At 67.7% G+C, this 22,656-nt stretch carries 15 protein-coding genes and 3 pseudogenes; 4 read left to right on the top strand and 14 right to left on the bottom strand.

The genetic code is table 11. The annotated features are described in order from the left end of the window. Positions 1-18: 18 nt before the first annotated feature. From ACGFN2_RS10325 to ACGFN2_RS10315, 3 genes are all read right to left on the bottom strand, one after another. On the bottom strand, positions 19-1,215 hold the full coding sequence (locus ACGFN2_RS10325) for a cytochrome P450 (RefSeq protein ID WP_393359072.1): 1,197 nt from the start codon (positions 1,213-1,215) through the stop codon (positions 19-21). Between the two features lie 148 nt (positions 1,216-1,363). After that, the gene (locus ACGFN2_RS10320; RefSeq protein WP_393359436.1) at positions 1,364-2,569 is read right to left on the bottom strand and encodes an NAD(P)/FAD-dependent oxidoreductase; all 1,206 of its coding nucleotides are present in this window, start codon (positions 2,567-2,569) and stop codon (positions 1,364-1,366) included. Positions 2,570-3,251: 682 nt separating this feature from the next. Continuing rightward, complete coding sequence (locus ACGFN2_RS10315) at positions 3,252-3,836, bottom strand: TetR-like C-terminal domain-containing protein (protein WP_393359070.1); 585 nt, start codon at positions 3,834-3,836, stop codon at positions 3,252-3,254. Between the two features lie 174 nt (positions 3,837-4,010). Between ACGFN2_RS10315 and ACGFN2_RS10310 the strand changes: the two genes are divergently transcribed. Then, on the top strand, positions 4,011-4,823 hold the full coding sequence (locus ACGFN2_RS10310) for an SDR family oxidoreductase (protein ID WP_362605586.1): 813 nt from the start codon (positions 4,011-4,013) through the stop codon (positions 4,821-4,823). A gap of 327 nt (positions 4,824-5,150) precedes the next feature. Here ACGFN2_RS10310 and ACGFN2_RS10305 read toward each other — a convergent pair whose 3' ends face one another. From ACGFN2_RS10305 to ACGFN2_RS10285, 5 genes and pseudogenes are all read right to left on the bottom strand, one after another. Beyond that, positions 5,151-5,711 (bottom strand): hypothetical protein, encoded by a 561-nt coding sequence (locus tag ACGFN2_RS10305; RefSeq protein ID WP_393359068.1) that lies wholly within the window; start codon positions 5,709-5,711, stop codon positions 5,151-5,153. A gap of 619 nt (positions 5,712-6,330) precedes the next feature. Beyond that, complete coding sequence (locus ACGFN2_RS10300) at positions 6,331-6,813, bottom strand: hypothetical protein (protein WP_393359066.1); 483 nt, start codon at positions 6,811-6,813, stop codon at positions 6,331-6,333. 6 nt (positions 6,814-6,819) lie between these two features. Then, positions 6,820-9,291, bottom strand: a complete 2,472-nt coding sequence (locus tag ACGFN2_RS10295) for a polymorphic toxin-type HINT domain-containing protein (protein ID WP_393359434.1) — start codon at positions 9,289-9,291, stop codon at positions 6,820-6,822. 431 nt (positions 9,292-9,722) lie between these two features. Next, positions 9,723-10,961, bottom strand: a pseudogene (locus ACGFN2_RS10290) (LamG domain-containing protein); the annotation flags it as partial. Positions 10,962-11,164: 203 nt separating this feature from the next. Beyond that, positions 11,165-11,383, bottom strand: a complete 219-nt coding sequence (locus ACGFN2_RS10285; RefSeq protein ID WP_393359064.1) for a hypothetical protein — start codon at positions 11,381-11,383, stop codon at positions 11,165-11,167. Positions 11,384-12,424: 1,041 nt separating this feature from the next. Here ACGFN2_RS10285 and ACGFN2_RS10280 point away from each other — a divergent pair. After that, entirely contained in the window at positions 12,425-13,189 is a 765-nt protein-coding gene (locus ACGFN2_RS10280; protein WP_393359062.1) for an SAM-dependent methyltransferase, read from the top strand. A gap of 240 nt (positions 13,190-13,429) precedes the next feature. Here ACGFN2_RS10280 and ACGFN2_RS10275 read toward each other — a convergent pair whose 3' ends face one another. Continuing rightward, complete coding sequence (locus ACGFN2_RS10275; RefSeq protein WP_393359060.1) at positions 13,430-14,017, bottom strand: ATP-binding protein; 588 nt, start codon at positions 14,015-14,017, stop codon at positions 13,430-13,432. Next, a pseudogene (gene istA / locus ACGFN2_RS10270) lies at positions 14,014-15,613 on the bottom strand (IS21 family transposase). Before istA ends, ACGFN2_RS10275 begins: the two are co-directional and overlap by 4 nt. A 511-nt stretch (positions 15,614-16,124) precedes the next feature. Between istA and ACGFN2_RS10265 the strand changes: the two are divergent. Beyond that, positions 16,125-16,661 carry a hypothetical protein gene (locus ACGFN2_RS10265; protein ID WP_393359058.1) on the top strand — a complete coding sequence of 179 codons (537 nt, stop codon included), beginning with the start codon at positions 16,125-16,127 and terminating at the stop codon, positions 16,659-16,661. A 213-nt stretch (positions 16,662-16,874) separates the two neighbouring features. Next, the gene (locus tag ACGFN2_RS10260; protein WP_393359056.1) at positions 16,875-17,855 is read left to right on the top strand and encodes a helix-turn-helix domain-containing protein; all 981 of its coding nucleotides are present in this window, start codon (positions 16,875-16,877) and stop codon (positions 17,853-17,855) included. A 271-nt stretch (positions 17,856-18,126) separates the two neighbouring features. Here the strand turns inward: ACGFN2_RS10260 and ACGFN2_RS10255 are convergent, their stop codons facing one another. The 4 genes and pseudogenes from ACGFN2_RS10255 to ACGFN2_RS10240 all read right to left on the bottom strand — a co-directional run bounded on the left by ACGFN2_RS10255 (position 18,127) and on the right by ACGFN2_RS10240 (position 22,014). Continuing rightward, entirely contained in the window at positions 18,127-18,516 is a 390-nt protein-coding gene (locus ACGFN2_RS10255; protein WP_393359054.1) for a VOC family protein, read from the bottom strand. 92 nt (positions 18,517-18,608) lie between these two features. Continuing rightward, positions 18,609-19,013 (bottom strand): annotated as a pseudogene (locus ACGFN2_RS10250) (IS5 family transposase); the annotation flags it as partial. A gap of 185 nt (positions 19,014-19,198) precedes the next feature. Further along, positions 19,199-19,498, bottom strand: coding sequence for a hypothetical protein (locus ACGFN2_RS10245; protein ID WP_393359052.1), 300 nt, complete (start codon positions 19,496-19,498; stop codon positions 19,199-19,201). Then, positions 19,495-22,014, bottom strand: a complete 2,520-nt coding sequence (locus ACGFN2_RS10240) for a Helicase associated domain protein (protein WP_393359050.1) — start codon at positions 22,012-22,014, stop codon at positions 19,495-19,497. The genes ACGFN2_RS10245 and ACGFN2_RS10240 overlap by 4 nt, the downstream gene beginning before the upstream one ends. Between the last annotated feature and the right edge of the window lie 642 nt (positions 22,015-22,656).

Raw genomic sequence — 22,656 nt, 5'->3', positions numbered from 1 at the left:
ACGTGTGCTGTCGTGCCGTCACCAGCGGACGGGGACCTCGCTGAGGCCGCCGACCAGCAGCCCCTCCAGGCGTTCGAGGTCGGTGGCGGGGATGTCCAGTTCGAGGGAGGGGAGCCTGCGCAGCAGAACTTCGAGGGTGACCTGGAGTTCGGTGCGGGCCAGGGCCTGGCCCAGGCAGGAGTGGGGCCCCGCGCCGAAGGCCAGGTGAGGGTTGGGAGTGCGGGCCAGGTCCATCTCGGCGGCGTTCTCGAAGGCAGTCTCGTCCCGGTTCGCCGCAGCCATGGCACACACCACCGTGGTGCCGTTGGGGAGGACCTCGCCCCCGATCTCGACGTCCTCGGTGAGGTAACGCCTCAGGCCGAACCCACCGTTGGCGTCGAAGCGCAGCGCCTCCTCGACGGTGCTGCGTACCAACGAGGGGTTCTCCAGGAGCCGTTCCCACCGGGTGCGATCGGCCAGCAGCATGGCGACCATCTTGCCGATCATGTTGGCCGTCGTCTCGTGCCCGGCCACCAGCAGACCGATGCCGGTGCCCAGCAGCTCGGCGTCCGTCAGTGCCTCACCCTCGCCGCTGCTCTCCTCGATCAGGCTGCTGAGCAGGTCGTCGGTGGGCTCGGCGCGTTTGGCGGCGATGTGGCCGGACATGTAGGCCACGAGTTCGCCGACCGCCGTCTGCCGTTCCTGTGCGGAGTACCGGGTGAGGTTGAGGAAGTTGTCGGACCAGTAGGAGAAGCGGTCCCGGTCCTCGGCGGGCACACCGAGCATGTCGCAGATCACGTAGACCGGCAGCGGGAAGGCGAAGTGCGCCTTGAGGTCGCCAGAGCTGCCGCGCCCGGTCATCTCGTCGAGGAGCCGGTCCGCGATCTCGGTCATCTGGGGACGCAGGGCGGCCATGCGCTTGGCGGTGAACCACCTTCCCACCAGCCGGCGCCACCGCTGGTGGTCCTCGCCGTACTTCGGCACGGAAAAGGGCGGCTCCGCGGCGTCCGCTGCGGCCGACGTCGTGCCGTCGGTGAGGTCCTTCCGGGTGAAGCGGGGGTCCGCCAGCATCTCCCGGACGTCGTCGTAGCGGGTCAGCAGCTTGGCCTGGCTGCCGTCGGGCACGGTGATGGTGGCCACCGGGCACGTGCCGCGCAGTTCAGCCCACTGGGCGGCGGGCTCCAGCGCGGTCTCGTAGGCGAGTGGGTACTGGAGTGTCTGCTCGTTCGAGCTCATGTGCTTCTCCTTCACGGGAATTGACGGGAATTGATGGGAGCGGGGTGTGGGTGCCGCCTACGGGCAGTGACCTTGCACCCGATTCCATGCCTGCCTGTGTGGCTGTGCAGGGCTGTCGGGCCTGGCACGGCGGGTCATGGTCGGCGGGTCATGATCCGGAGCGGACCGTGGTTGCCGGCTGCCCGTTCCGCGGGGCGACGAGGTGCTTCTGGCGCAGCAGCCGGGCCTGTTTGGGCATGTTCCAGCCCAGGACGCCGGTCACCTCGCCGTTCTCCCGGTACACGGCGACGAAGCGTCCCTGGGCCGGGTCGCCTTCGGCGATGTGGGTCTCAGCGGCCGGGCTGGGCAGACCGTGCACCTGGAGCTTGGCGTCGTACTGATCGGTCCAGAAGTAGGGCGTCGGAGTGTAGGGGCGTTCGGCGCCAAGGAGGTTCGCCGCGACGGCCTGGGCCTGCTCGGTCGCGTTGGTGCGATTCTCCAGGCGCAGCCGCCTGCCGAGCCCTTCGTGATGCCAGGACGCCGTGTCTCCGACGGCGTAGACACCGGGCGCGGCACGGCAGTAGGCATCGCACTCCACGCCGTCGCCGAGCGCCAGCCCGCTGCCTTCCAGCCACTCGGTGGCCGGCCGCGCCCCGATCGCCACGACGACCGTGTCGGCGCGCAGTACCTCTCCCGAGGCCAGACGGACCCCGCACACCCTGCCCCCGCTGCCGGCCAGGCCCTCGACAGCGACCCCCAGGCGCAGATCCGTCCCCCGCTCGGTGTGGAGACGCGTGAGGAAGCCCCCTACCCTGCCACCGACCTGACTGCCCAGCAGGACAGACCCGAAGCCCACGAGCGTGACCTCCACGCCCATGCCACGGGCCGAGGCGGCGATCTCCGAGCCCAGCACACCCTCGCCCACCACCACGAGGCGGCGACCGGCCGCCAGGTCACAGCGCAGCGCCAGCGCGTCATCGAGGGTGCGCAGCACATGCACTCCCGCGAGATCCTCCTGGTCCGGCAATACTCGGGGGCGCAGCCCGGTGGCGATGACCAGCGCATCGCCACGCACCACGCGCCCCGTGGCCGTGGTCACCGCCCGCTCTGCAACGTCGCACAGGACAGCCGGCTCAGCGCGGATGAACTCCGCCTCCAGCGAGGCGAGATGCTCCTGCGAGCGCAACTGAGTCCGCGACGGCTCCCAGGCGCCGGTCAGCACCTGCTTCGACAACGGCGGGCGGTCATAAGGGAGATGACGTTCGGCGTCCAGCAGAGCCAGTCGTCCCTCATAGCCCTGACGGCGCAGTGCCTCCGCCGTCGCCAGGCCGGCCGACGAGCCACCGACGATCACCACCTTGCCGGGGCGGGTCACCACGCCGCGCCCGCCGGGTCCACGGAGCCCCGAGGGGAAGCCGCTCCGGCAAACGGGCCTCGGTCAGTTCGGTTCCACATGTGAACGACTGCCTTCCTCACTTCATTCGACAGGGATCTGCGCGGCACGGCCGACGCGCGACGGGACGGGACGGGGTCTCACGGGCCTGGGCGGAAGCCCGGCGCCGCAGCCTGCCTCGATTCGCACCCGACAGATGTAGGTTAACCGACAGCTGTCGTATTGCAAGGGGCTGTGGACGGCGGGGCTGTGTCGGCGGGGGTGGATGTGCACGCGGATGCGCCGGGTCCGGCGGCTCGGGATCTGGAGCTCGCAGCAGGGGGAGGAGGCTTGGGCACAGCGAACGCGGGACCCCAAGCCCCTATACGCAGACTGACGGGCGAAAGCGCACATCAGGTCAGGGAAGGGCCCCGCACCGATCAGGCGGGCGCGGAGCTGGTGGGTGCCGCCGCGGCAGGGACGGAGGGCTGATGGCAGGGCGCGAGGCCGGTGGGGTTACGGCATGGGTGCACGCACACCGTTCGCGTGCAACGAGGGGCGCGAGCGGGGTCGCGTAAAGAGGTTCAGGGAGGGGCGGAGTCAGGCAGGGGTGGCTTCATCGCCTCACAGGTGCAGCCCGCTCCGGCGCCGGGTTCTCGGCCGGCGGCCCTGTGGGTGTGGTCGCTCAGGCCGGCCGGGCGAGTGACGAAGCGACCAACTGCGGCCAGATCGCGGTGGCGAAGCGTTCAGGCGTCCCGGGGCAGTCGCGGTGGAGCCAGTCCGCGATGGCGCCGAGAAGCGCTCCGGAGACAAAGGCGGCCGCAGAGTCGTCCGTGCCGCCCTCGGGATCGGTGAGCCGGGCGGAAAGCCTCGGCCGGATGGATTCCGTCATGCGCTGCAGGAGGTGGTTGATCACCCGGGCGCTGCCATCGGAACCGAGGAGAGCCTCGTAGAGCGCGCGATGTTCGGCGACATGGGCGAACACCGCTGTGAGGGAGGGGTGCGCGCCCTCCTTCGGGGACTCCCCGGTCACCGAGAGCGCCGAGGTGGCGGAGAGCAGCTGGTCGAACATCTCCGTGCAGGCCGAGGCGGCCAGGTCATGGACGTCTGTGTAGTGCTCGTAGAAAGTCGAGCGGTGCACATCGGCGCGGCCGGTCACGTCCGAAACCGAGATCTGGCTGAGGTCGCGGTCACTGATCAATTCCAGCAGTGCGCTCTCCATCGCGGTACGGGAGCGGCGGGAGCGGCGGTCACTTTGCTGAACGGGCACGGAGTCATTGTAGTGTCACCCACACCTGTGGGATACCCGACAAGTGTCGGATTCATGCGAGACTTCGCCGTAGCGGCATCTCCGGCGGTTCAGGAAACCCGGCCCGTAGCCCCGCACGCCCCCAATCCCCGGCAGTTCTGCCGGCCATCGAGAAGGTGGAAGACCGTGGAAGACATGAGCCAGTCAGTAGTTGTCGTCATCGGGGTCGGCGGGATGGGAGAGTCCATCGCCCGCCGTCTGGGCTCCGGAGCCCAGCTCCTGATCGCAGACTTCAACGCCGAGGTCCTGGAAGCCGTCCGTGCACAGCTGGAGAAAGACGGGTACGCCGTAACGGCCGCCCAGGTCGACGTCTCGTCCCGGGAATCCGTCTGCGCGCTGGCTCGCCGGGCCGCCGGCCTCGGTCCGGTGCGGACCGTGGTCCACACGGCCGGACTCTCGCCCGCGCAAGCGTCCGTCGCCGCCATACTCGCCGTCGACCTGTTGGGAGTCGCACTCGTGCTGGAGGAATTCGGCCAGGTCGTCGCCCCAGGGGGTTCCGGCGTGGTCATCGCCAGCATGGCCGGCCACCGAGACTCCGGGCTGTCCGCCGAAGAAGCCGTGCAACTGGCCACGACACCGGCCGACGAACTGCTCGCCCTCCCTGTCGCGGCCAAGGAACGATTCTCCAACCCAGGGGCGGCCTATACCTTCGCCAAGGCAGCCAACTTGTTGCGCGTGAGGGCGGCGAGCTCCACCTGGGGCGCACGAAACGCCCGGATCAACTCCGTGAGTCCCGGAGCGATCGCCACCCCCATGGGGCAGGCGGAACTCGCCGGCGAACACGGGGACCAGATGCGAAGGATGATTGCCGCCTCCAACGCCAAGCGAGCCGGAACAGCGGCCGACATCACCGACGCCGTCGCCTTCCTCGTCGGCTCGTCAGCAAGCTTCATCTCCGGCACCGACCTGCTCGTGGACGGCGGCGTCACGGCACTGGCCGTCGGCTGATGTCACTGGCTCGGCTGATGCCCTTCACCGGCGTCTGCGAGGGTGAGGCCCCAGGGCCCGGCCGGTCGGCCGACAGCTGAGGCACGGCCTACGTGGCCACGCTGCTTGAGCGGTGGTACGACCTCACAGAAGACGAGGAGGACACCTCACCCTGGTCGAGCGGTCCGTCTGTCTACTTCGCTATGCGGTGGAGCATGGCCGAGGAGGCATCGGCGTCCGCGGCAACCGTGGCAAGGGCCATGGGCTTGGTCTGCTTCTACGTGCAGCAGGACCGGCTCAGGCCCAGGTTCGGGCCACACATTTTCGCACTTGCTCGTCACTCCGCGTCTAACATCCTGGCACTGTTTTGGCGTTCGCCACCTGCACCTGTAAAGGGGCATGAAAGGTGTTGCTCCGCGTTCTGACGTCGCCCAGGTCGGGGTGCTCTTTGAGCAAGGTCGGATAGCTGGCGGTTCGGTGTTTCCACTGCTTCCCGCGGCCGTCGGAAAACCAGATCATGTCGACTCTCATCTCGGTGTCCGGCGTCCAGGAGCGGCCGAGTTCGTCCCGCACCATCTTGGCCGGGAAGGTGATCTTGGAGCACGGACCGACGGTGGCGATCTGCAACACATAGGGCACACCCGGAGCTGAGGCTCCTTTGCGGTGCGGGCCAGGGATTGCGGTGATCACGACGTTTACGCTTGTCACAGGGTCCTTGGAACGGTTCGAGATGACCCCGGAACTACCACCGCCCTTCTCCCGATAGGACCAGGCGGAAACGAGATCGGCTTGCTTGCGGTCTTTTGCTTCGGCGTCCTCTCGGGACTGGTCCAACTGATCCTTTGAAACTTGTGCAGAGTAGTAGGTGCTGATTCCAGTGAAGAGGAGTCCTCCGGCTGCGGTAATCATCGTGAAGGTCGTGGCGAGTTTGGCCCAGTCGGTATGGCGCTGCGGGGGTTCCTGTGCCCCCTCCCGGCTTGCGCGGGCCGAGTATTGTTCCCGCCCCATACACCTACGCGCGCGTCTGAGAAGTGCTCGCTGGTCTCCGCCACGACTCACTTGATCCCCCCGGCCCTACCGAGATGCTGCTGCTTGGAGGATACGTACCCATCGAACGGTGACAGCATCGGGCAATCTCACTGGACGCCGGTATCTCGCCCCCGACGACGACGGCTGGTCTCTCGCAGCGCCGCCTGCGGCAAGACAGGGACGGTCGTCCTGATCACCACGCTCCTCCGCAAGGCTGGCCTCCGCCGTATCCGCTTCCAGACCTCCGCTACTCCACGGCCATGCAGCTCCTGGAACAGGTGTCGAACTCGTCGTCATCAAGGAACTCCTCGGCCCCGCCCGCATCGGCGATACCGCCTCCGTCTACGCCCACGTTCGGCTCCGCCTCCAGCGCGATGCCATCGACACCCTCAGCACCGCCCTTGACGGTCCACAGAAGCCCCGCCAGGACACGTCTGACGGGGCTTCATTTTTGCTGCTGCTACCGGATCTTCTGCTTACCCGTCCGCCTCATTGCCTGTCACTCTGCAAAAACAGGGTTGAGCCAGACCGAAACCAGATCACCGTTGTCGACGCCCAAGACAGTTCCGCTAGCGATTTGAACGAACTTAGCGTCGGCGCCATCGTCCAGGCGAATGGCGACCCACCCGGAGGAAGGGTCATACGAAACCCGCCACCTGTCTCCAGGGACCTCGGAAGAAACCCCAGGATCAAAGGAGTGGTCCGACGAGATGAATACCCGTCCGGGATTGAACTGTGGAGCAGTCAACTCAGCCACCACACCCCGAACATTTGGGAAGTATCCCCAGGCGAACAGGACTTCCCGAGACTCAATATCGACCTCAAGTTGGAGCGTGCCGATCAGTGCACTCGCAACCCCCTCCGAGCCGAGCCTCTCGCTCAACGACTCCCCGCTCTGCGCACTGAAGGAGAATCCGTACTCGGACTCGTCATAGGTGAGAACACCCTCAAGAGGAGATCCGTCTTGGATGGAGAATTTCATTTCGGGCTAGCCTTTTGTTCTCTTGAAGAGGAAGTGAACGATTCTGTTGGAATGTGCGTCGATGTTGAGCTCCCAGCTCCCGTTGCTTCCGTTCATCGTTCCGGGCGTTCTCCACTCGACAACCCCAGGAGCGCCACGGGAATCCATCCTGGGTGCGGACCCCTCCATGATCCCCCGAAGGAGCTGCCCATTGTTGCCGTTCATGTAAGGGCGTGCAGCCTTACCGAAGTTAGGGGCATCGACATCCCGAGTACCAGCAAGGTCCCAGGTGTGATTTTCGACGGTCTTGGTCATCGAAAGGTTCTCAACATCAATCTTGGCTGCGAGATCTGTGACGCCACAGTTCCCATTGCTGTTGTGGACGAGTACTGGTGTGTGTCTGGCGAGGGCATGGTACGTGTGGGTGCCTGTGATGGTGAGGTCGTGTGTCTGTTGCTGCTTGTGGAAGTGCCGGACTGCGGTGACTGTGGCGATAGTGCCCTGGGGGGTGCGGAGTTGGGTGCCTGGGCGGAGGTCGCCGGCGTGGATCCATTTTTTGTTGGTGGTGGACCAGAAGGGGTGGGTGTCGGTGGCGATGATGCTGGAGTCGCCGGTGGTGGTTTGGATGGTGAGGTCGGTGAAGTGTTTGTCGTCTTTGGTGGTGATGGTGGCGGCGACGGGGCGGGTGGTGGTTTTTCCGGTTTCGGGGTCGGTGGCTATGACGTTGTCGCCGGTTGTGACGTCTTCGATGTTTTTCTTCTTGCCGTCGGCGAGGGCGATTTGGGTGCCGGGTGGGAAGCTGTGGCAGGGGGAGGTGGTGTTGCCTCGTCTGCTGTCTCCGGGTCGTGTTCCTCCGCCGTCTCGGCTGCCTGCGAAGGAGAGGGCGCCGTTGGCGAGGGAGGAGAGCAGGAGTTGGGTGAAGCTTTCCGGGCAGTGCCCTTGCATCTCGGCGCATACCCCGAATTTGAGGTTTGCCAGTGTGAGTTGTGTGCTTCCTTCCCTGGGGTCGATGTCGAACATGCTCTGGTAGAACAGCTGGCGGCTGGTGGCTTCGGCGTAGATGGCGTTGGTGAATTCGTCGGAGCGTTCCCATGTGGATTCGACCCAGAGTCCGGGGAGGACCGCTGCTTTGGGGTGGCTGCGGTAGCCACCCCACTTCGCAGGGTTGATGGCCGCCAGCCCGTTGAGGAAGTGCTGTCGGCTCTGTTTCGAGCCCCAGTGCATCCATGGGCACAGGACGGGGTCGCAGCCCTTCGCGCCTGATTCGGCTGGTCTCATGAGGCCGCTGGGGTCGGAGTCCGTTATCGGTGTGCTGCCGGCGTAGGTGTAGCCGTTGAGGGATTCTGGATCGGCGAGGTTCATCAAGGGGTCGACGGAGAGGAAGCGGCCGGTTCCGGGGTCGTATTCGCGGGCGCCGAGGTGGGTCAGGCCGGTGTCTGCGGTGTCGTCGGTGCCGCCGACGTAGCCTTTGGTGCCGGGCCAGCTGACCGGCTTGCTGCCGCGCGGTTCGCCGAAGGGGAGCGTGCGGCGTTGGGTGAGGGCCTGGTCGGCGGTGTTGATGGCGAGTTGGCCGGTGCCGAGGCGGTCGGCGAGGGTGAGGGTGTAGGTGCCGTCGTCGGCCCGGACGGCCTGGTTGCCGCTGCCGAGGGGGATGTAGCGGGTGGCTTTGGGTTTGGCGGCGTCCTTGTCGAGGGTGAGTTCGGTGTGGTCGCCGAGGGTGAGGGTGGTGTGGTCGCCGGTGCGGGTGAGCAGGCGGTTGCCGTCGGCGTCGTAGACGTAGCTGGTGGTTTTGGTGCCCTTGTCGCCGGCTGGTTCGGTGACCTTGGCCAGGTGGCCTTCGGCGTCCCAGGTGAGGGTCTGCTTGTCGCCGGCCAGGGTGCGGGTGGTGGTGTTGCCGGTGGGGTCGTAGCCGTAGGCGGAGGTGCTGGTGCCGGTCGGGCCGGTGGTGTCGACGGAGGTGAGGGTGTGGGGCTGGGGTGTGCCGGGCTTGGGGTAGGTGTAGGTGCTCTTGGTGTCTTTGGTGCTGTCGCCGGTGGGGTCGTGCTGGGTGAGGCTGGTGCGGTTGCCGGCGCTGTTGTAGGCGTATGAGTGCCAGTAGGGTGCCGGGCCGGCGATCAGATTCCCGGCCGGGCCCGGGGCGCAGGTTTTCTCGTCCTGGGTCCAGGCGTCGGCCAGGCGGCGCAGGTGGTCATAGGTGAAGCACTGGGTGTCGGTGCCGGTGCGGGAGACGTCGGAGAGTGAGGTGACGTTGCCGGCCGGGTCGTAGCCGTAGGTGGCGGACTGGTCGACGCCGGCGACGTCCTGGCGGTCGACGCGGGAGTTGGACAGGCGCTTGGTGCCCCACTCGTAGGTGTGGGTGACCTGGGTGGGTTTACCGCTGCCGACGATCTTGAGGGTCAGGGGCTCGCCGGTGAGCCTGTAGGTGACATCGGAGCGGATACCGGAGCTGTAGACCGCCTTCGTGCGCAGGGTGTTGTCGGCGTACTCGTAGTTCCACACCTGGGCCGGCAGGTTGCCCGCCGCTGCCGTGCCGCGCCCCTGCGGCTGCCCGTTCGCATAGAAGTTGGTTGAGGCCGTGTAGGTACCGGCCAGCGCCCCTTCGGACTCGGGGATGACGGTGGAGGTGCGCTGCGGCCGGTAGACGGGGTCGTACTGGGTGACCTTGTTGGTGTACGGCTTGCCGCCGAGGTAGCGGGTGGACTCGGCGAGCTGCCCCTTGGCCTTGGTGACGGTGTCGTAGACCCACTTGGCGCGCAGCGGGCCGTCGGGTGTTTTGTCGTGCAGTTCGGTCTTGCGGCCGAGGCCGTCGTAGACGGTGGCCAGCACGGCGCCGTCTGCGTCCTCGGTGGAGATCTGCCGGCTGCGGTCGTCGAAGGTGGCCTTGGTGGTGCCCTTGTCGGGGTCTTTGGACCAGGTCTGGTTGCCGAGCTGGTCGTACAGGAGGAGATGGCCTTGGTCCGCCACAGCTCGACTTCTTTCTTGCTGCAGGAGGCGGACCAGGTGTTACGGACCACGAACTCCGCCGACAGGATCGACTTGCCGGCGAAGGAGGAGGTCGGCACCTGGTAGAAGAGCCGCTTCGTGTCGTTGGGCCGGCAGTAGTTCCAGTTGCAGTAGCCCATGCCTGCGTCGTGGTCGCCGTTGAACTTCCACTGCGGGGACGATGCCCAGTATTTCGACGCCATCGTCCACGAGGTCGCCCGCGGAGTGGACCACTGGGGGTCGATGAAGACGGGGTAGACGGTGTCCTTGCCCTTGAGCACCTCGGTGTCGGGCTTGAGGACGACCTGGCCCTGTCCCGCGGGGACGTCCACCCCCACAGGCGCGAGCTTGCCCGACTCACCGGCCGGGGGCTCACCACCCTCGCGACCGTCCCCGGCAAAACGGCTTGCCTTCCCGGCGGCCTTCCGGGACTTGAGCGTCCTGTGGGAAGCGCGGGAACCGGTGCCCGTGCTGGAGTCCCACATCAGCGGCGTCGGAGCCTCGAAAACCGACGAGCCGGAGCCTTGGTCAACCGCGTTCAGACCACCGGCAGCAGTCTCCTTGACGTCCACGCCGTCCGTCGCCAGCTTGAGCCGAAGCTGCCCGAGCTCCGGACTTCCGGCGGCCTGAGCCGACTTGACGATCAGCAGCTGGGTGAATCCGTCCGCCTGCGCACCCATCCGCAGGTCCACACCGGGCAGTACGTCACGATATGTGGCCTCCGCGCCGTCGAGCACCGGAGCGGGCAGCGCCCCCGGCCAGGACAGCGCCAGCGCGCGCCCCGCCTTGCGCATCGTCACCAGTGGTGTGTCGCCACCGCCGGAGAACGCCAGGCCTACAGCCGCAGCTTTCGGCGCCACCCTCCCATTGCCCTGTTCGGCCAGGTCGGTGTCGATGTCCTTCCACTGTCCCGACACCCTGGTGCGGACCGGACGCAGGTACTGCCGGGCCTGGAGCTTGCCCTCCGCCGTGGCCACGACATCGGCCGACTCGCCACGCAGCGAAGCGACTTCGACTTCCCGCCCCGTGCGCCTGGCCTGCTCCAGGGCGGCATCCTCGGTAGCGGCCCGGCCGTCCGGCTCGTGCGCCGCGGCAGTGGCCGTGGCGCCTGCCGACGGGCGAGGCGCGCCCCAGGCGGAGTGGCCGAGGAAAGCGGGCAGCAGGCCTGCCGTCAGCAACCCGCCCATCCCCGCCGATAACACCCGATGACAGCGTCTTCGACGCACCGATACAGGCATCCCCGACATCCCCCGCCCACAAAATGAAGATTCCATGAAGAAGTTGTGGGCGGAAACGTATACGCAAGCATGTTCCCCTGAGTACCTCCATAAAACAGCAATTATGGAGCGAAACGCTCATTCCGAAGTGGAAGGCTACGTGACAGCCATCACTACGCAACGGGGTTGTACGACTTCGAGACGTATCCGGATCGAGAACGCGCCAGCAAGGCGACGCCCCAGGAGCGGGCGGTGGGCACTCCACAGCCGTCGCCGGTGCCGCGGGGCTCGCCGCGACCGTCGCGCTGCCCGCCGTTGCGGCGGGCGCGGCCCATGAGCCGCGCCGCCTGCCGGCCACCCAGGTGCTCCCGCAGGCCCGTACCTGCGGGCACACCGTCGCGCCCCAGTGAGCCTGCGTGATGAGACGCCGGCTTCTGTATGGCTCGTCGACGGCGGGCATCGGCTTACGGCCCGGATTCCACCCGCGCAGGAAGCTGGCTAGCCTGACGACGTCAACGAGTCGATCCGTGCGCCGATGCTGCCGATCTGGTGATAGGCGAAGGGCCGCCATACGGGCAGTCGGAGAAGTCCCATGGGCATGCCCTCTTCTTCCAGACGCTGGGCCCCTTGACGCACATCGCTGGTCCAGAAGCCGATGTGATCGAACCTGGCTCCCTTGGACGCATCCCAGGGGCTGCCTGGCGGACCTTCGATGAACTCGACGAAGGGCGCCCGCCCATGGTGAAGGCGATGCGGTAGCCCCGCTCCCCAAGCCGGTCGGACACGGGACCACTCACTCATCGCCGACTGCACGCTGAAGGTCCTGCATCGCTTGCTCAAGGTCCGGGACCGCAAAGCACACATGGCAGGAGGCGGTCATCCACCCGTGATCGAGCACGTCATCCCCAAGCCCAGAGGTTGAAAGGCGGTTGAGTGCTGGCGTCGGACCCTGGATCGGTGACACTCTGTGATCAGTGGGTAGCCTGCTCGCTGGTAGGTCGGGGAGTGGCCGGCGTGGCGCGGGGTGCGGCGGGGGCTTCGCGGCGACGGTCTGCTGACCGAACAGCCTCATGATGGTTGAGGGGTGGGATGGAAGAGCTGGTCGTCGAAAGCGTCAGGTACAGCGCTCCGTGCGCGGACTGTGGGGCACAGCTGGAGTGTTGGGGCGTCCACGGCCTTGTCGGTGGCTCGTTGCGGTGGGACGTGGAGTCCGTGTGCTCGGCCTGCGGGCAGGTGTCGACGAATCACGTAATTCCCCAGGTGGTGGCCTAACGAGCTCGTGCACGGTTAACGGCGGTCGCGGTCGGGCTCCGCTCGTGACCGGAGAGACCGAGCCACTTGCTGACCGCACCGTGCCATGTGGGCGGTGCGCCGATGTGGTGAGGTGAAAACGGGTTGCGTCCCGGGTAGATGATCAGCTTGGGTCCGTGTTCGTGGCTGCCTTGAACGATCTCGTACGTCCGGACCGCTATCCGCGTTCCTCTCGTTATGACCCCGCCTGGTTGCTCGACCTGGGCATGGGACCGAACCCGTTGTGGCTGCTGGAGGACCTCGCCCAGAACCTTGATCTGCGCTCGGGGATGCGGATTCTCGACCTCGGTTCCGGCAAGGGCGCCACATCGGTGTTCCTGGCCCGCGAGTACGGCGCCGAGGTCGTCGCGGCCGACTTGTGGATCGCTCCCGAGGACGCGACAGCCGTCTTCGCCGAGGCGGGTGTCGGCGACCAGGTGGAGGCCGTACGAGCGGAGGCCCACGCCCTGCCGTTCGAAGCGGAGAGCTTCGACGCCATCGTGAGTGTGGACGCTTTTGAGTACTTCGGCACGGCGGACAGCTACCTCCCCTACCTGCTGCGGTTCGTCCGTCCTGGCGGACAGCTGGGCATGGCGACTCCCGCCATGACACGGGAGGTCCGAGAGCTCGGGGCCATACCGCCCCACATCAAGAAGGTGGTCGGCTGGGAAGCGATTGCCTGGCACACGGCGGAGTGGTGGCGCTTCCAGTGGGAGATCACCGAGCTGGTGGAGGTCACGTCCGCGCGTCTGCAGCAAGACGCCTGGCGGGACTGGCTGCTGTGGGCCCGGGCAGGCGCCGAACACCAGCCGGACGGGCGGAACGCGAACCAGCCCGTCATCGACATGCTCACCGCAGACGCCGGGGAGTTCATCTCCTTCGCCCTGGTGACCGCACGTAAGGTCTGAGAGTCTGGACGACGGCGCAGTTCCCAGGGGCTGTGGTCACGTAAGTCCCCAGCCCCTGGGGACGTCCTCGGTTACTTGGCCGGGGGCTCGGTGGGCCCCTTCGGACGCTGGTTGGGTCGGTAGCTGGGGCCGTTCATGATGACCTGGTGGCTGGAGTTGATCAGCCGGTCCAGGAGCGGGGCGACGACGGGGTTGGGGAAGAAGGGATACCAGCCGCTGGCGCCCGGTTGCTGGTGATGATCAGGGACCGGCCTGCCGCTCGGAGACGAGCTCGTAGAGGTCGTCAGCCTGGGCCGCGGACAGCTGGCGCATGGCGAAGTCGTCGAGGATGAGCAGGTCAGGGCGGATAAGTTCGCGCATTCGCCTGTCCCAGGTGCGGTCCGCGTGGCCGCCGGCGAGCCCGGCCAGGGGCCGGCTGGTCCTGGTGAAGCGGACGTTGGCGCCCTGGCGGACGGCCTGGTGGCCCAGGGCCTGGGCGACGTGCGTCTTCCCGACGCCGACGGGTCCGAACAGAATTACGGACTCACCGGAGTGAAGCCAGCGCAGGGCCGCCAGGTCACGGATCTGGGCGGCGGGCAGCTTCGGGGAGGCGCCGAAGTCGAAGCCCTCCAGGGTGGCCTGCTGCTCGAACTTGGCCTTGCGAAGGCGGCGTTCGAGCGCGACGCTCTCGCGGCGGGTGATCTCGTCGTGACAGAGGACCTGGAGGAAGTCGAGGTGTCCGAGCTCGCCCTTCTGGGCCTGGGTGAGGCGGGCGTCGAGGGTTTCGAGCATCCCGGACAGCCGCAGGGTCTTGAGGGAATCACGCAGGGCGGTGGTCATCACGCTCATCGGGCGGCCTCCTCGGCGTCATCGTGGCCCTGGTCGTCGTGAACGCTGCCGGGGGTCTGGGCAGGGATGGTGGCGGCGAACAGGCCCTCGGGCCCGTGCAGAAAGGCCGAGGCGCCGGCGTCGCCGGTCTCGGGTTCCGGGTCGGTCTCGGTGCCGGCGACCAAGATGCCCTTGGCGGTGCGATAGGACGGGTCGCCGACCGCGATCGCCTTGCGGCAGGCGGCCTCCAGGCGGATGTCGCCGTGTTTCTTCCGCAGCCCGAGCATCCCCTGGGCGGCCCGGAGCCGGTAGAGGGCGTTGACCTCCAGGAGCTGGTCGATCACCTCCCGGCAGGCGTCGCCGGCCTGGGATGCCTGGCCGAGGCACCAGATCGGGGTCCGCATCTGGAAGGCGATCTTCTCGGGCGGGTAGTCGTTCTTGTCGGTGCGTTTGCCCTGTTCAAGGGCGGCGTGGGTCTTGACCAGCTCGCCTTCGTGGAAGACCTGCACCGTCACGGCGGTGGAGCGGACGTCGACGCGGCGTCCGCTCAGCTTCCAGGGCACCGAGTAGAGGGTGCGGCCGACCTTGATGTGGATGTCCGGGCCGACCGTCGCCTTCGACCACCTGGCCAGCACGAACGGCTCGGCCGGCAGCGGAAGCAGGGCCTCGGCCTCCACCGCTTCGAACACCGACAGCGGCTTCGCGCCGTCCAGCGGGCGGCACTGCCGCTGACCTGCGACGTTCATCGCCCAGGTCAGGGCCTCGGCCTGCATGTGCTCCAGTGAGGTGAACGTCCGCCCGCCCGCTCCAGAACGAGTCTCGGACATAGGGCATGGGCCGCTCGACCCGCGGTTTGTCCTTCGGCTTCGCGGCACGGGCCGGGTCCACCAATGTCTCGTAGTAGGTGGCGAGTTCGGCATACGACTTGTTGATCTGCGGGTCGTAGAGGTCCGGCTTGTCGACCCCGGTCTTGAGGTTGTCCGGCACCAGGCGCCGCGGGACGCCGCCGAAGAAGCGGAACGCTTCCGCGTGCGCGAGGGTCCAGGCGTGCTGGTCCATGTGCGCCACCGGGCGGACGAACATGTGCCGCGAGGCGGGCAACACCCTCACGAACGCCCAGATCCGGTGCCGTTTCCCGGTCGCCGGGTTGATCCACTGCCGCAGGAAGCCGTAGTCGATCTGGGCCTCCGAGCCCGGCTCGACGTTCTCCCGCAGCACCGTGACCTTCGAACGGGCCGCCTCCTCGGGCAGGTTCTCGTGCACCCAGCGGCGGAACGTCGACAACGACACCTTCAACTTGCCTTCGTCTCACAGCCGTTGGTGGATCGTGGTGACCGTCGTGGTCTCCAGCAACTGCTTGACGTAGTCACGGTGCGGCTCGATCTCTCCCCACCGGACCTGGTACAGCCTCCGGCTGGCCAGCTCCGGGAACCAGCTCTTGAGCAGCTTGGCCCAGTCCGCCTCGCTCATGGGCGGCCCGCCCGGGGTGATCCCGGCCGCCTCCGCCGGCGCCAGGTACTTCCTGATCGTCTTGCGGTCCGCCCCCAGCGAGGCGGACACCTGGCTCTTCGACCGGCCCGCGTACCAGTGCACGTAGATCTCGACGATGTCGACCACGGTGAATTTTCTCCTTGCCATCCGGTGCGTCCGTCGACCCCTCGGCTCGCAGGTCAAGGGACCGCGAAGGCTCCGAGAGGCCAGGACCCTCAACCCGGGCACCGGCATGCCCATGGGGAACCCGGCCGATTCGCAAGGAATAGCTAACTGTCGCACAAACCATACGAAACGGGGAATATGGTGCCAGTTCGAGCGTGGTCAGCGGCACCACCCATGGTCAGCATCCCGGTGGGGAATCGTGACCACAAGGGTGGGGAATTAGCTGACGCTGATCATGCAGATCGTGGGGAATTACCTGACTGCTGACACCAGTTGTCCAGGCCCGCCTACACCCCCGAGGTCTGCACGGCGCTGACGAAACCCCTGAGCGAGGCCCGGCCTTGGGCCGCGACGGTTCGGTACTGAGCACACCCTGCTCGGCCGGCTCACCGTGGCTGAAGGTCACGCCGATGTCGCCCGACTGGCCGGAACTAATGTTGTCGAGATGGAGAGCGTTAACTAAAGTTGTCGCATGGCTTCGATGGAGATCACCCCCGAAGAGCGGGCCGAGCTGGGCAAGGCCCTTACGGACGCCCTCAACCCGCTCGCAGCGGCCATTCGCTCCCGCCAGTCAGGGCAGTCCACGGCCCGCATGTGGGAGGCGGACCCGGTTGATGTGACGCTGTCCGTCCTCGCCGCCTGGAAGGTGGTGGATACGGAGGTCAAGCGGCTGACGGCGATCGCGGCAGCGACAGCCGGCTCCTACGGTGCGAACTACGAGCAGATGGGGGCGGTCTGGGGCATCACCCGCCAGGGCGCGCGCAAGAAGTGGCCTGACGCGGTTCCCCGTCCCGCGGCCGCGGCGGCGAAGACGGGCACAGTGCTCCAACTCTTCGGCGGCACCGCCGAACTGGTGCAGGACCCGTCGTCCGGCGGCTGGGCCTGGGCAGGCGAAGGCGCGGACGCCACACGTGACGCCGCCGGGGACGGCACCTGGTACGCGACGAAGGAAGAGGCCGCCGCCCACGCCGGAGCCTTCCTGCGGGAGCACGCCGCCAGCCCCTCGTAGCGCTCCAGTGAGGGTTCGCCCGGCTCGATACCCGACCCAGGAACGAAACAGGCACGCATGTTGGTCGGCTATGCGAGGTGAGCCGGTGCCACACAGCTCTCTCCACCAGGAGATTTATCCGCTGTGCATCGGCGACTGGTGAACTCCTGACTTCCGTATCAGGGAGTAGGCACGAGCTGTTCAAGGGCTCGTGAGGCAGCTGAGGAGGAAGCGGTGCTCACCGAGAGGCTGTTCCAAACTGACGGCTTACCGCCGAAGGACCGGTTCGACTGCTGGCGTGACCATGTCTCCCAGACGTATACCGCCGAGGTCGAAAGCGACCATGCGGGGGACTTCGCAGCGTCGCAGCGCATCCTGGACCTGGGGGGCGTACGTCTGTGGACGGTGGAGCACCCTTCGATGACCCTGAGGCGGACGCAGAAGCTCATCCAACAGTCTGATCCCGGGTTGTACCACCTCTCGCTCCCCTTAACCGGGACCATGAGCCACAGCGGTCCCGATCACGAGGCGGAATACGAACGGTACGACCTGGTACTCCATGACACCTCACGACCCCACCTCATGCGGGCGATCACCAGCGACGGCGAAGGCACCGTCTCGGGAACAGGACTCTTCGTCCCCCGAAAACAGCTGCCGCTGCCAGAGAACGCCATTGACGGACTGCTCATGCGACGGCTGTCGGGACATGAGGGCGTCGGTGCGCTACTCGCTCAGTTCCTCACCCAAGCTGCCCGGGACTCCGGCTCCTACCGACCCGACGACGGACCCCGCCTGGGCACCGTGGCGGTCGACCTCCTCTCCGCGCTGCTCGCCCACATCCTCGACGCAGACAGTTCCCTCCCCCCGGAAACCCACCGGCATACCCTCGTACTGCGCATTCGGGCCTTCGTCCAGCAGCATCTGCACGACCCGCAAATGACCCCATGTACCATCGCCGCCGCGCACCACATCTCCCGCAGCTACCTGTACCGCCTCTTTGAGCGCGAAGAGGAATCCATCGCTGCCTGGATTCGTGGCCAGCGCTTGGAGCACGCTCGCCGTGACCTCGCACAGCCCACCATGCGCACCACCCCCATCCACACCATCGCCGCCCGCTGGTGCTTCACCCACGCCGCCGACTTCACCCGCGCCTTCCGAAGGGCCTACGGCATGTCACCCAGGGAATACCGCAGCTTCGTCCATCACCCACAGTGACAGCACAAGTCGAACACACGGCTCATGACCTCACGAGCCGCCCCAGCGCACCACCCCCCCATCCGCGCCGCTGTTGGTGGCCCAGCCGGCGCTGAGCACGGGGGTTGCGCGGCTATGGGTCCTCTGCCAGCGTTCGGTGCCAACCAGGAAAGCAGGCTCCCCGCCTGGCGGCGGCTCAGGTAATCGCAGGGCGCCGGCCGCGAGCACATTGGGCACAAGCCGCGATCGAGGGCCGCACCCCGGGCTGGGGTGCGGCGCTCGGCGCATGTGCTTACGAGGTCCAGCCGCCGTACGGCACGGTGATCAGCTCCATGGCATGGCCCGCCGGGTCCATGAAGTACACCCCGCGGCCGCCGTCGTTGTGGTTGATCGCGCCGGGATGCTGCCGGTGCGGGTCGGCGTAGTGCTCGATGCCGCGCTCCCTGATCCGCGCGTACGCCGCGTCGAACTCCTCCTCGGAGACCAGGAAGGCGTAGTGCTGCATGGCGATGTGGTCCGCGGGGATCATGGCGAAGTCCAGCGTGACGCCGTTGCTCAGGCCGACCGCGATGAACGGGCCCCACTCCGCGGTGATCTCAAGGCCCAGCAGGTCCGCGAAGAACTGGGCGGACTCCCGGTTATCTCGGGCGTGGACGATCGTGTGGTTCAACTCAACTGACAAGGAATGCCTCCGAAGGCACCTCCCGACACCTCCATGCCTCACCCAGCCGGTGATCGACACGCGATGTCACGGTAGATCCTAGTCGCTGTTGTCTACGAAGTGAGTCGGCGGTAGTTGATGAGAGCTGCGGCCATACCTACGAAGGCGAGGAAGTGCTCGGCCTTGCGTTCGTAGCGGCGATGCACGCGCTGGCATCCAGCCAGCCAGGAGACACCGTCCTCTCGACGACCCAGCGGTGGCGGCCAGTCGTGTGGAGGGCTCGATGCCCCTACGGGCAATGCGGTGGCGGATGCCCCTCTTACGGAGCCATCTGCGCAGGTGGTCATGGTCGTAGCCCTTGTCCGCATGGAGCTTGGCCGGGCGCCGACGACGCGGGCCGCGTCGGGAGCGGACGGGCGGGTCCCCCGCACCAGTGGCTTCAGGCCGAGGCTGTCGTGCATGTTGGCACCGGAGACGCCCAGCGACAGGGGCAATCCATTCCGGTCCGTGATCAGGTGGGTCGCCGCGGTACCCGACGGGGGATCTGTGTAGCCCTGGATGCCGCCCGGCGCACGAACATCGCCGGCGCCCCACGAGCCTCGTGGTCCTGGTAGCGGTCTGAAAGTGCGCTCGGGCGCGAAGGTTCAGGTTTCCTCAGGGGCCAGCTCCTCGCCGCACGCGTCGGCGTCGTGCTGCTCGGTGCTCACGTGGTGCCTCCCTTGTCTGGCCAGGTGCGGTGGGCGATCCAGTCCGGATCGCGTACGGGCGCCGACGCCCGCGTCTCGGTGACCGGGCGGCGCATGATGCGCCAGCTGGTGCGCGGCGCAGTGACGACGTGGACCAGGACGACGACTGCCTGCCGCCCGGCGCCGCCCCGGACCCACGTCCCGGTGAAGCGGACCTGATCGGCCGCCCAGTCGCCGGCACGCCGCCACGGGCGCAGACGCCCGAGCAGGTAGCCGGCCGTGAGCGCGGCGGCCGCGGTGACGACGATGCCCGTCACGACCACCGCATCCCGATCGCGGACAGCAGTTCCATCCGTTCCGATGTCAGTGTTGCGGCTCGGCTGCGCTGGTTCGCGATCCATGCCCCGAGTCGGAGCTCCCGCTCCTCCTGGTCCTCGCCGACGGTCCGTTCGATGTGCTTCCTCGGGACCTGAAGGTGTCCTTCGCGTTCGTAGAACTGTTGGGCGGCCTGGTAGTTCAGCGCCCATTTGTCGGCCTGCGTGCGGCGCGGGGGCGGCTTCTCGTCCTCGGTCGCGGGGGTGATCCCGAGGACCTGTTCGCACATCCACTGCTGCACGCCTGTGAGCTTGTCCCAGCCGAGCCGGACCGAGCGCACCCATCGCCCGAGGTCCTCGCTCTGGTGCACGACGACGCCCGGCTCCATCGGCAGCTCGCCGCCGACCTCCTCGAGGTGCAGCCGGACGAGGTGGAAGGCCCTCTGCCATTCCACCGGCCAGCTCGGGCACCACGACGGGTCGATGTCCTCCAGCTGCTCGCGCCGCTCGCTCGCCAGCGCCCCCGCCGAGGACTCGACCGGCAGGCCCTCAGCACGGCGCTGCTCGATCTCGGCGGCCTTGCGGGCGGCTGCCCGCGCGTTCTTCAGCCAGATCCCCACCCGGTAGCCCTGGTGCGTGGCGTCCAGCGGGGCCAGGAGGTGACCGTTCGTCTCGGCCCACCCGCGCGCGGCGGACAGGCCCTCCTCCCACGCGACGTTGAAGTGCGACCACACCATGCCCAGTTTTTCCAGCTGCTCGATGCGGTCCTCGTCCATATCGCCGCGGGCGTAGAAGCGCCGGTTGTCGGCGATCCACTGCCCGAGGGGGAAGCCTGTGAGCGAGGCCGGCCACCCGACCCCTTCCGCCTCTTCGCCCTCGGGCACGCGGTAGGTGAAGGGCACCTTCAGGTCGCCGTGCTCGCGCGCGAAGATGACGGTGGCCTCCACCCCGCGCCGCCAGTGCTCGTGCTCCGGGTTGAGAACCCGCAGGTTGATGAACGCCGCCAGCTGCGCCGGGTCGCGCGGCGTGCTGAACTTCAACAGCTTCCGCGCGGACGCCGACGGCCCGCCGGACCCGTTCCCCTCACCCCGGCCCTCCTGGCCCTGCACGGCCTTCTGGACGGGCTTGTAGGCGCTGGGTGCCTGCTGTTCGGCGAGCTGCTCCACCACCCGGGCGTCGTGCGCCCTGAGCGCCTCCAGCAGCTTCGCCAACCCGCCGAACGCCCGGGAGGTGAGCATGTTGTCCGCCGTCTCGCCGGGCCCGAGCAGGACCGGCACGACGAGCGAGGCGACCTTGCCCTCGCCGGGCTGCATCCGCAGCGCGCGGCCGACGGCCTGGACGAGGTCGGGCATGGAGCCGCGGACGTCGGCCCAGTAGACGGAGTCGCAGTTCTTGGTGTCGACGCCCTCCCCGAGGACCTTCACCGAGCACAGGAAGCACTTCTCCACCACGGTGCCGTCCGTGGCGATCCCGGCGGCGAACTCGCCCAGGAGGCGGCGGCGGTGGAGCGGTTTGTGGTCGCCGCACAGCCAGTCCGCCCAGATCGTCTTGGGGTACAGCTCGGGGTCGGATGCGTGCAGCTGCGCGGCGACGTCGGGGAGGCCGACCGCGAACGCCTCGGCTTCCTTGACGACGTGGTGGAAGACGAGCGTGCGCCGGAAGTTCTCCTCCGCGGACGCCTTCACCAGGGCGGTCTGCAGAGCGGCGAGCCGCGCCCCGCGGACCTCTGCGGAGCGGCCTTCGGCGCCGAGGAGCTGGGCGGCCTGGAGCGCGGTGTCGGTGACGTCGACGCATACGACCTGGTAGGGGGCACAGATTCCCCGGTCGATGGCCTCCGAGAGGGTCAGAGTGAAGCAGCGACTGCCGAAGGGGCCCTCGGGGTCGTCTTCCATGCTCGCGACCAGCTCGCCCGGTGCGCCGGCCTCGTCCTCGTCCCCGAGCTGCCACAGCCGGGGCGTGGCCGTCATGTAGAGGCGGCGCAGGGACGGGATCTTCTGGTTGTCGTGGACGACCGCCCACGGCTTCCCGATCCGGCCCGAAACACGGTGGGCTTCGTCCACGACGATCAGGTCCCAGGCCGCCAGGCCCCCGGCATGCGCCCGCTCCAGCGTGCCCAGCCCGAGCGACGCGTACGTGGCGTACACGGTCACCTTGTCCAGGCCCCGCGTCCACTCCACCAGCTCGTCCACGTCCGTGGTGTTGGGGAAGGACACCTCCTCACCCCGCAGCGAAGACACCCCGATCATCGGCCCCCGGCGTCCCCCCTCGCGCCACGCGGCCTCGGTCTGGGCGAGCAGGTCCAGCGAGGGAACGAGCACCAGCACACGGCCCGCGTGGAGTTCCTCCGCGCTGCGGACCGCCACCCGGGTCTTCCCGGACCCGGTCGCCATGATCACCTGCGTCCGGAGCCCTCGCTCTGGCACAAGTGATCTTGCAGGCAATTCGAGGGCGCGCACGACCGCGTCAATGGCTTCTCGCTGGGCTGCCTCGCGCTGATCAGCGCGGTCTGTGCTCGACATATCGCCTGCCTTCTCCTGGGGTGCCGTCCGGTCGATTCGAGCGGTGGGAAACGGGAAACCTGCACGTAGACGGGCCACAAGGGCTACGGTGGGACTGACGCAATCGGCTGCTTGATCCGTCCTACCGGAACACCGGCAAGGCGGTTGGGTGGATCTCGATAACCCTCCGGAGCGGTTCGGGGTGGTGTGCTCTGAGTCCAGAGTTTATCTCGTTCCAGAAATGAAGCACAAAGAATCCGAGATTCCCCCGAACGTGGCTCAAGCTGCTAGTCTCGCCTTACCGCAAGCGAATCCAGGGTCTTGACGCCCCCTCAATCCTCCGTTTCCTCCGGGTGGCTGGCCTCGAACTCTGACACCCGTCCCGATCCCCCGTCACCCCCTCTTGCTGCTGCTTGGGCCGCCAGCCTGCGGGTGGGCCGCGCGGAGCGTGGCACGCCTTGCCCGCACGGGGAGTTGGGGGCGCGCCCCGGGTGGCTGGAGCGCAGCGGAGGCCACGGGTCGGCCGGAGCCCGGCCGCGGCCCGCAGCGCGGGCCGCCTGCCCTGCGTTTGGCGGTGGGCGCGCAGCGCGTGCCGCCGCGGTGAGCGGAGCGAGCCGCATCCGCTCACGCGGAGCGTGAGCGGCCGGGGAGCGTAGCGACCCG

The sequence above is a fragment of the Streptomyces sp. NPDC048612 genome (genome assembly GCF_043199295.1).
Lineage (GTDB): Bacteria > Actinomycetota > Actinomycetes > Streptomycetales > Streptomycetaceae > Streptomyces.
Note: the sequence above shows the minus strand (reverse complement) of the source record. Positions and strands in the feature narration are given on the sequence as shown.

Bases quoted from the DNA above. Each gene is read 5' to 3' on its own strand.
- ACGFN2_RS10325 (WP_393359072.1), bottom strand. From the start codon at position 1,215: ATGAGCTCGAACGAGCAGACACTCCAGTACCCACTCGCCTACGAGACC.
- ACGFN2_RS10310 (WP_362605586.1), top strand. From the start codon at position 4,011: ATGAGCCAGTCAGTAGTTGTCGTCATCGGGGTCGGCGGGATGGGAGAG.
- ACGFN2_RS10305 (WP_393359068.1), bottom strand. From the start codon at position 5,711: ATGATTACCGCAGCCGGAGGACTCCTCTTCACTGGAATCAGCACCTAC.
- ACGFN2_RS10300 (WP_393359066.1), bottom strand. From the start codon at position 6,813: ATGAAATTCTCCATCCAAGACGGATCTCCTCTTGAGGGTGTTCTCACC.
- ACGFN2_RS10275 (WP_393359060.1), bottom strand. From the start codon at position 14,017: ATGAGCGTGATGACCACCGCCCTGCGTGATTCCCTCAAGACCCTGCGG.
- ACGFN2_RS10265 (WP_393359058.1), top strand. From the start codon at position 16,125: ATGGCTTCGATGGAGATCACCCCCGAAGAGCGGGCCGAGCTGGGCAAG.
- ACGFN2_RS10240 (WP_393359050.1), bottom strand. From the start codon at position 22,014: ATGTCGAGCACAGACCGCGCTGATCAGCGCGAGGCAGCCCAGCGAGAA.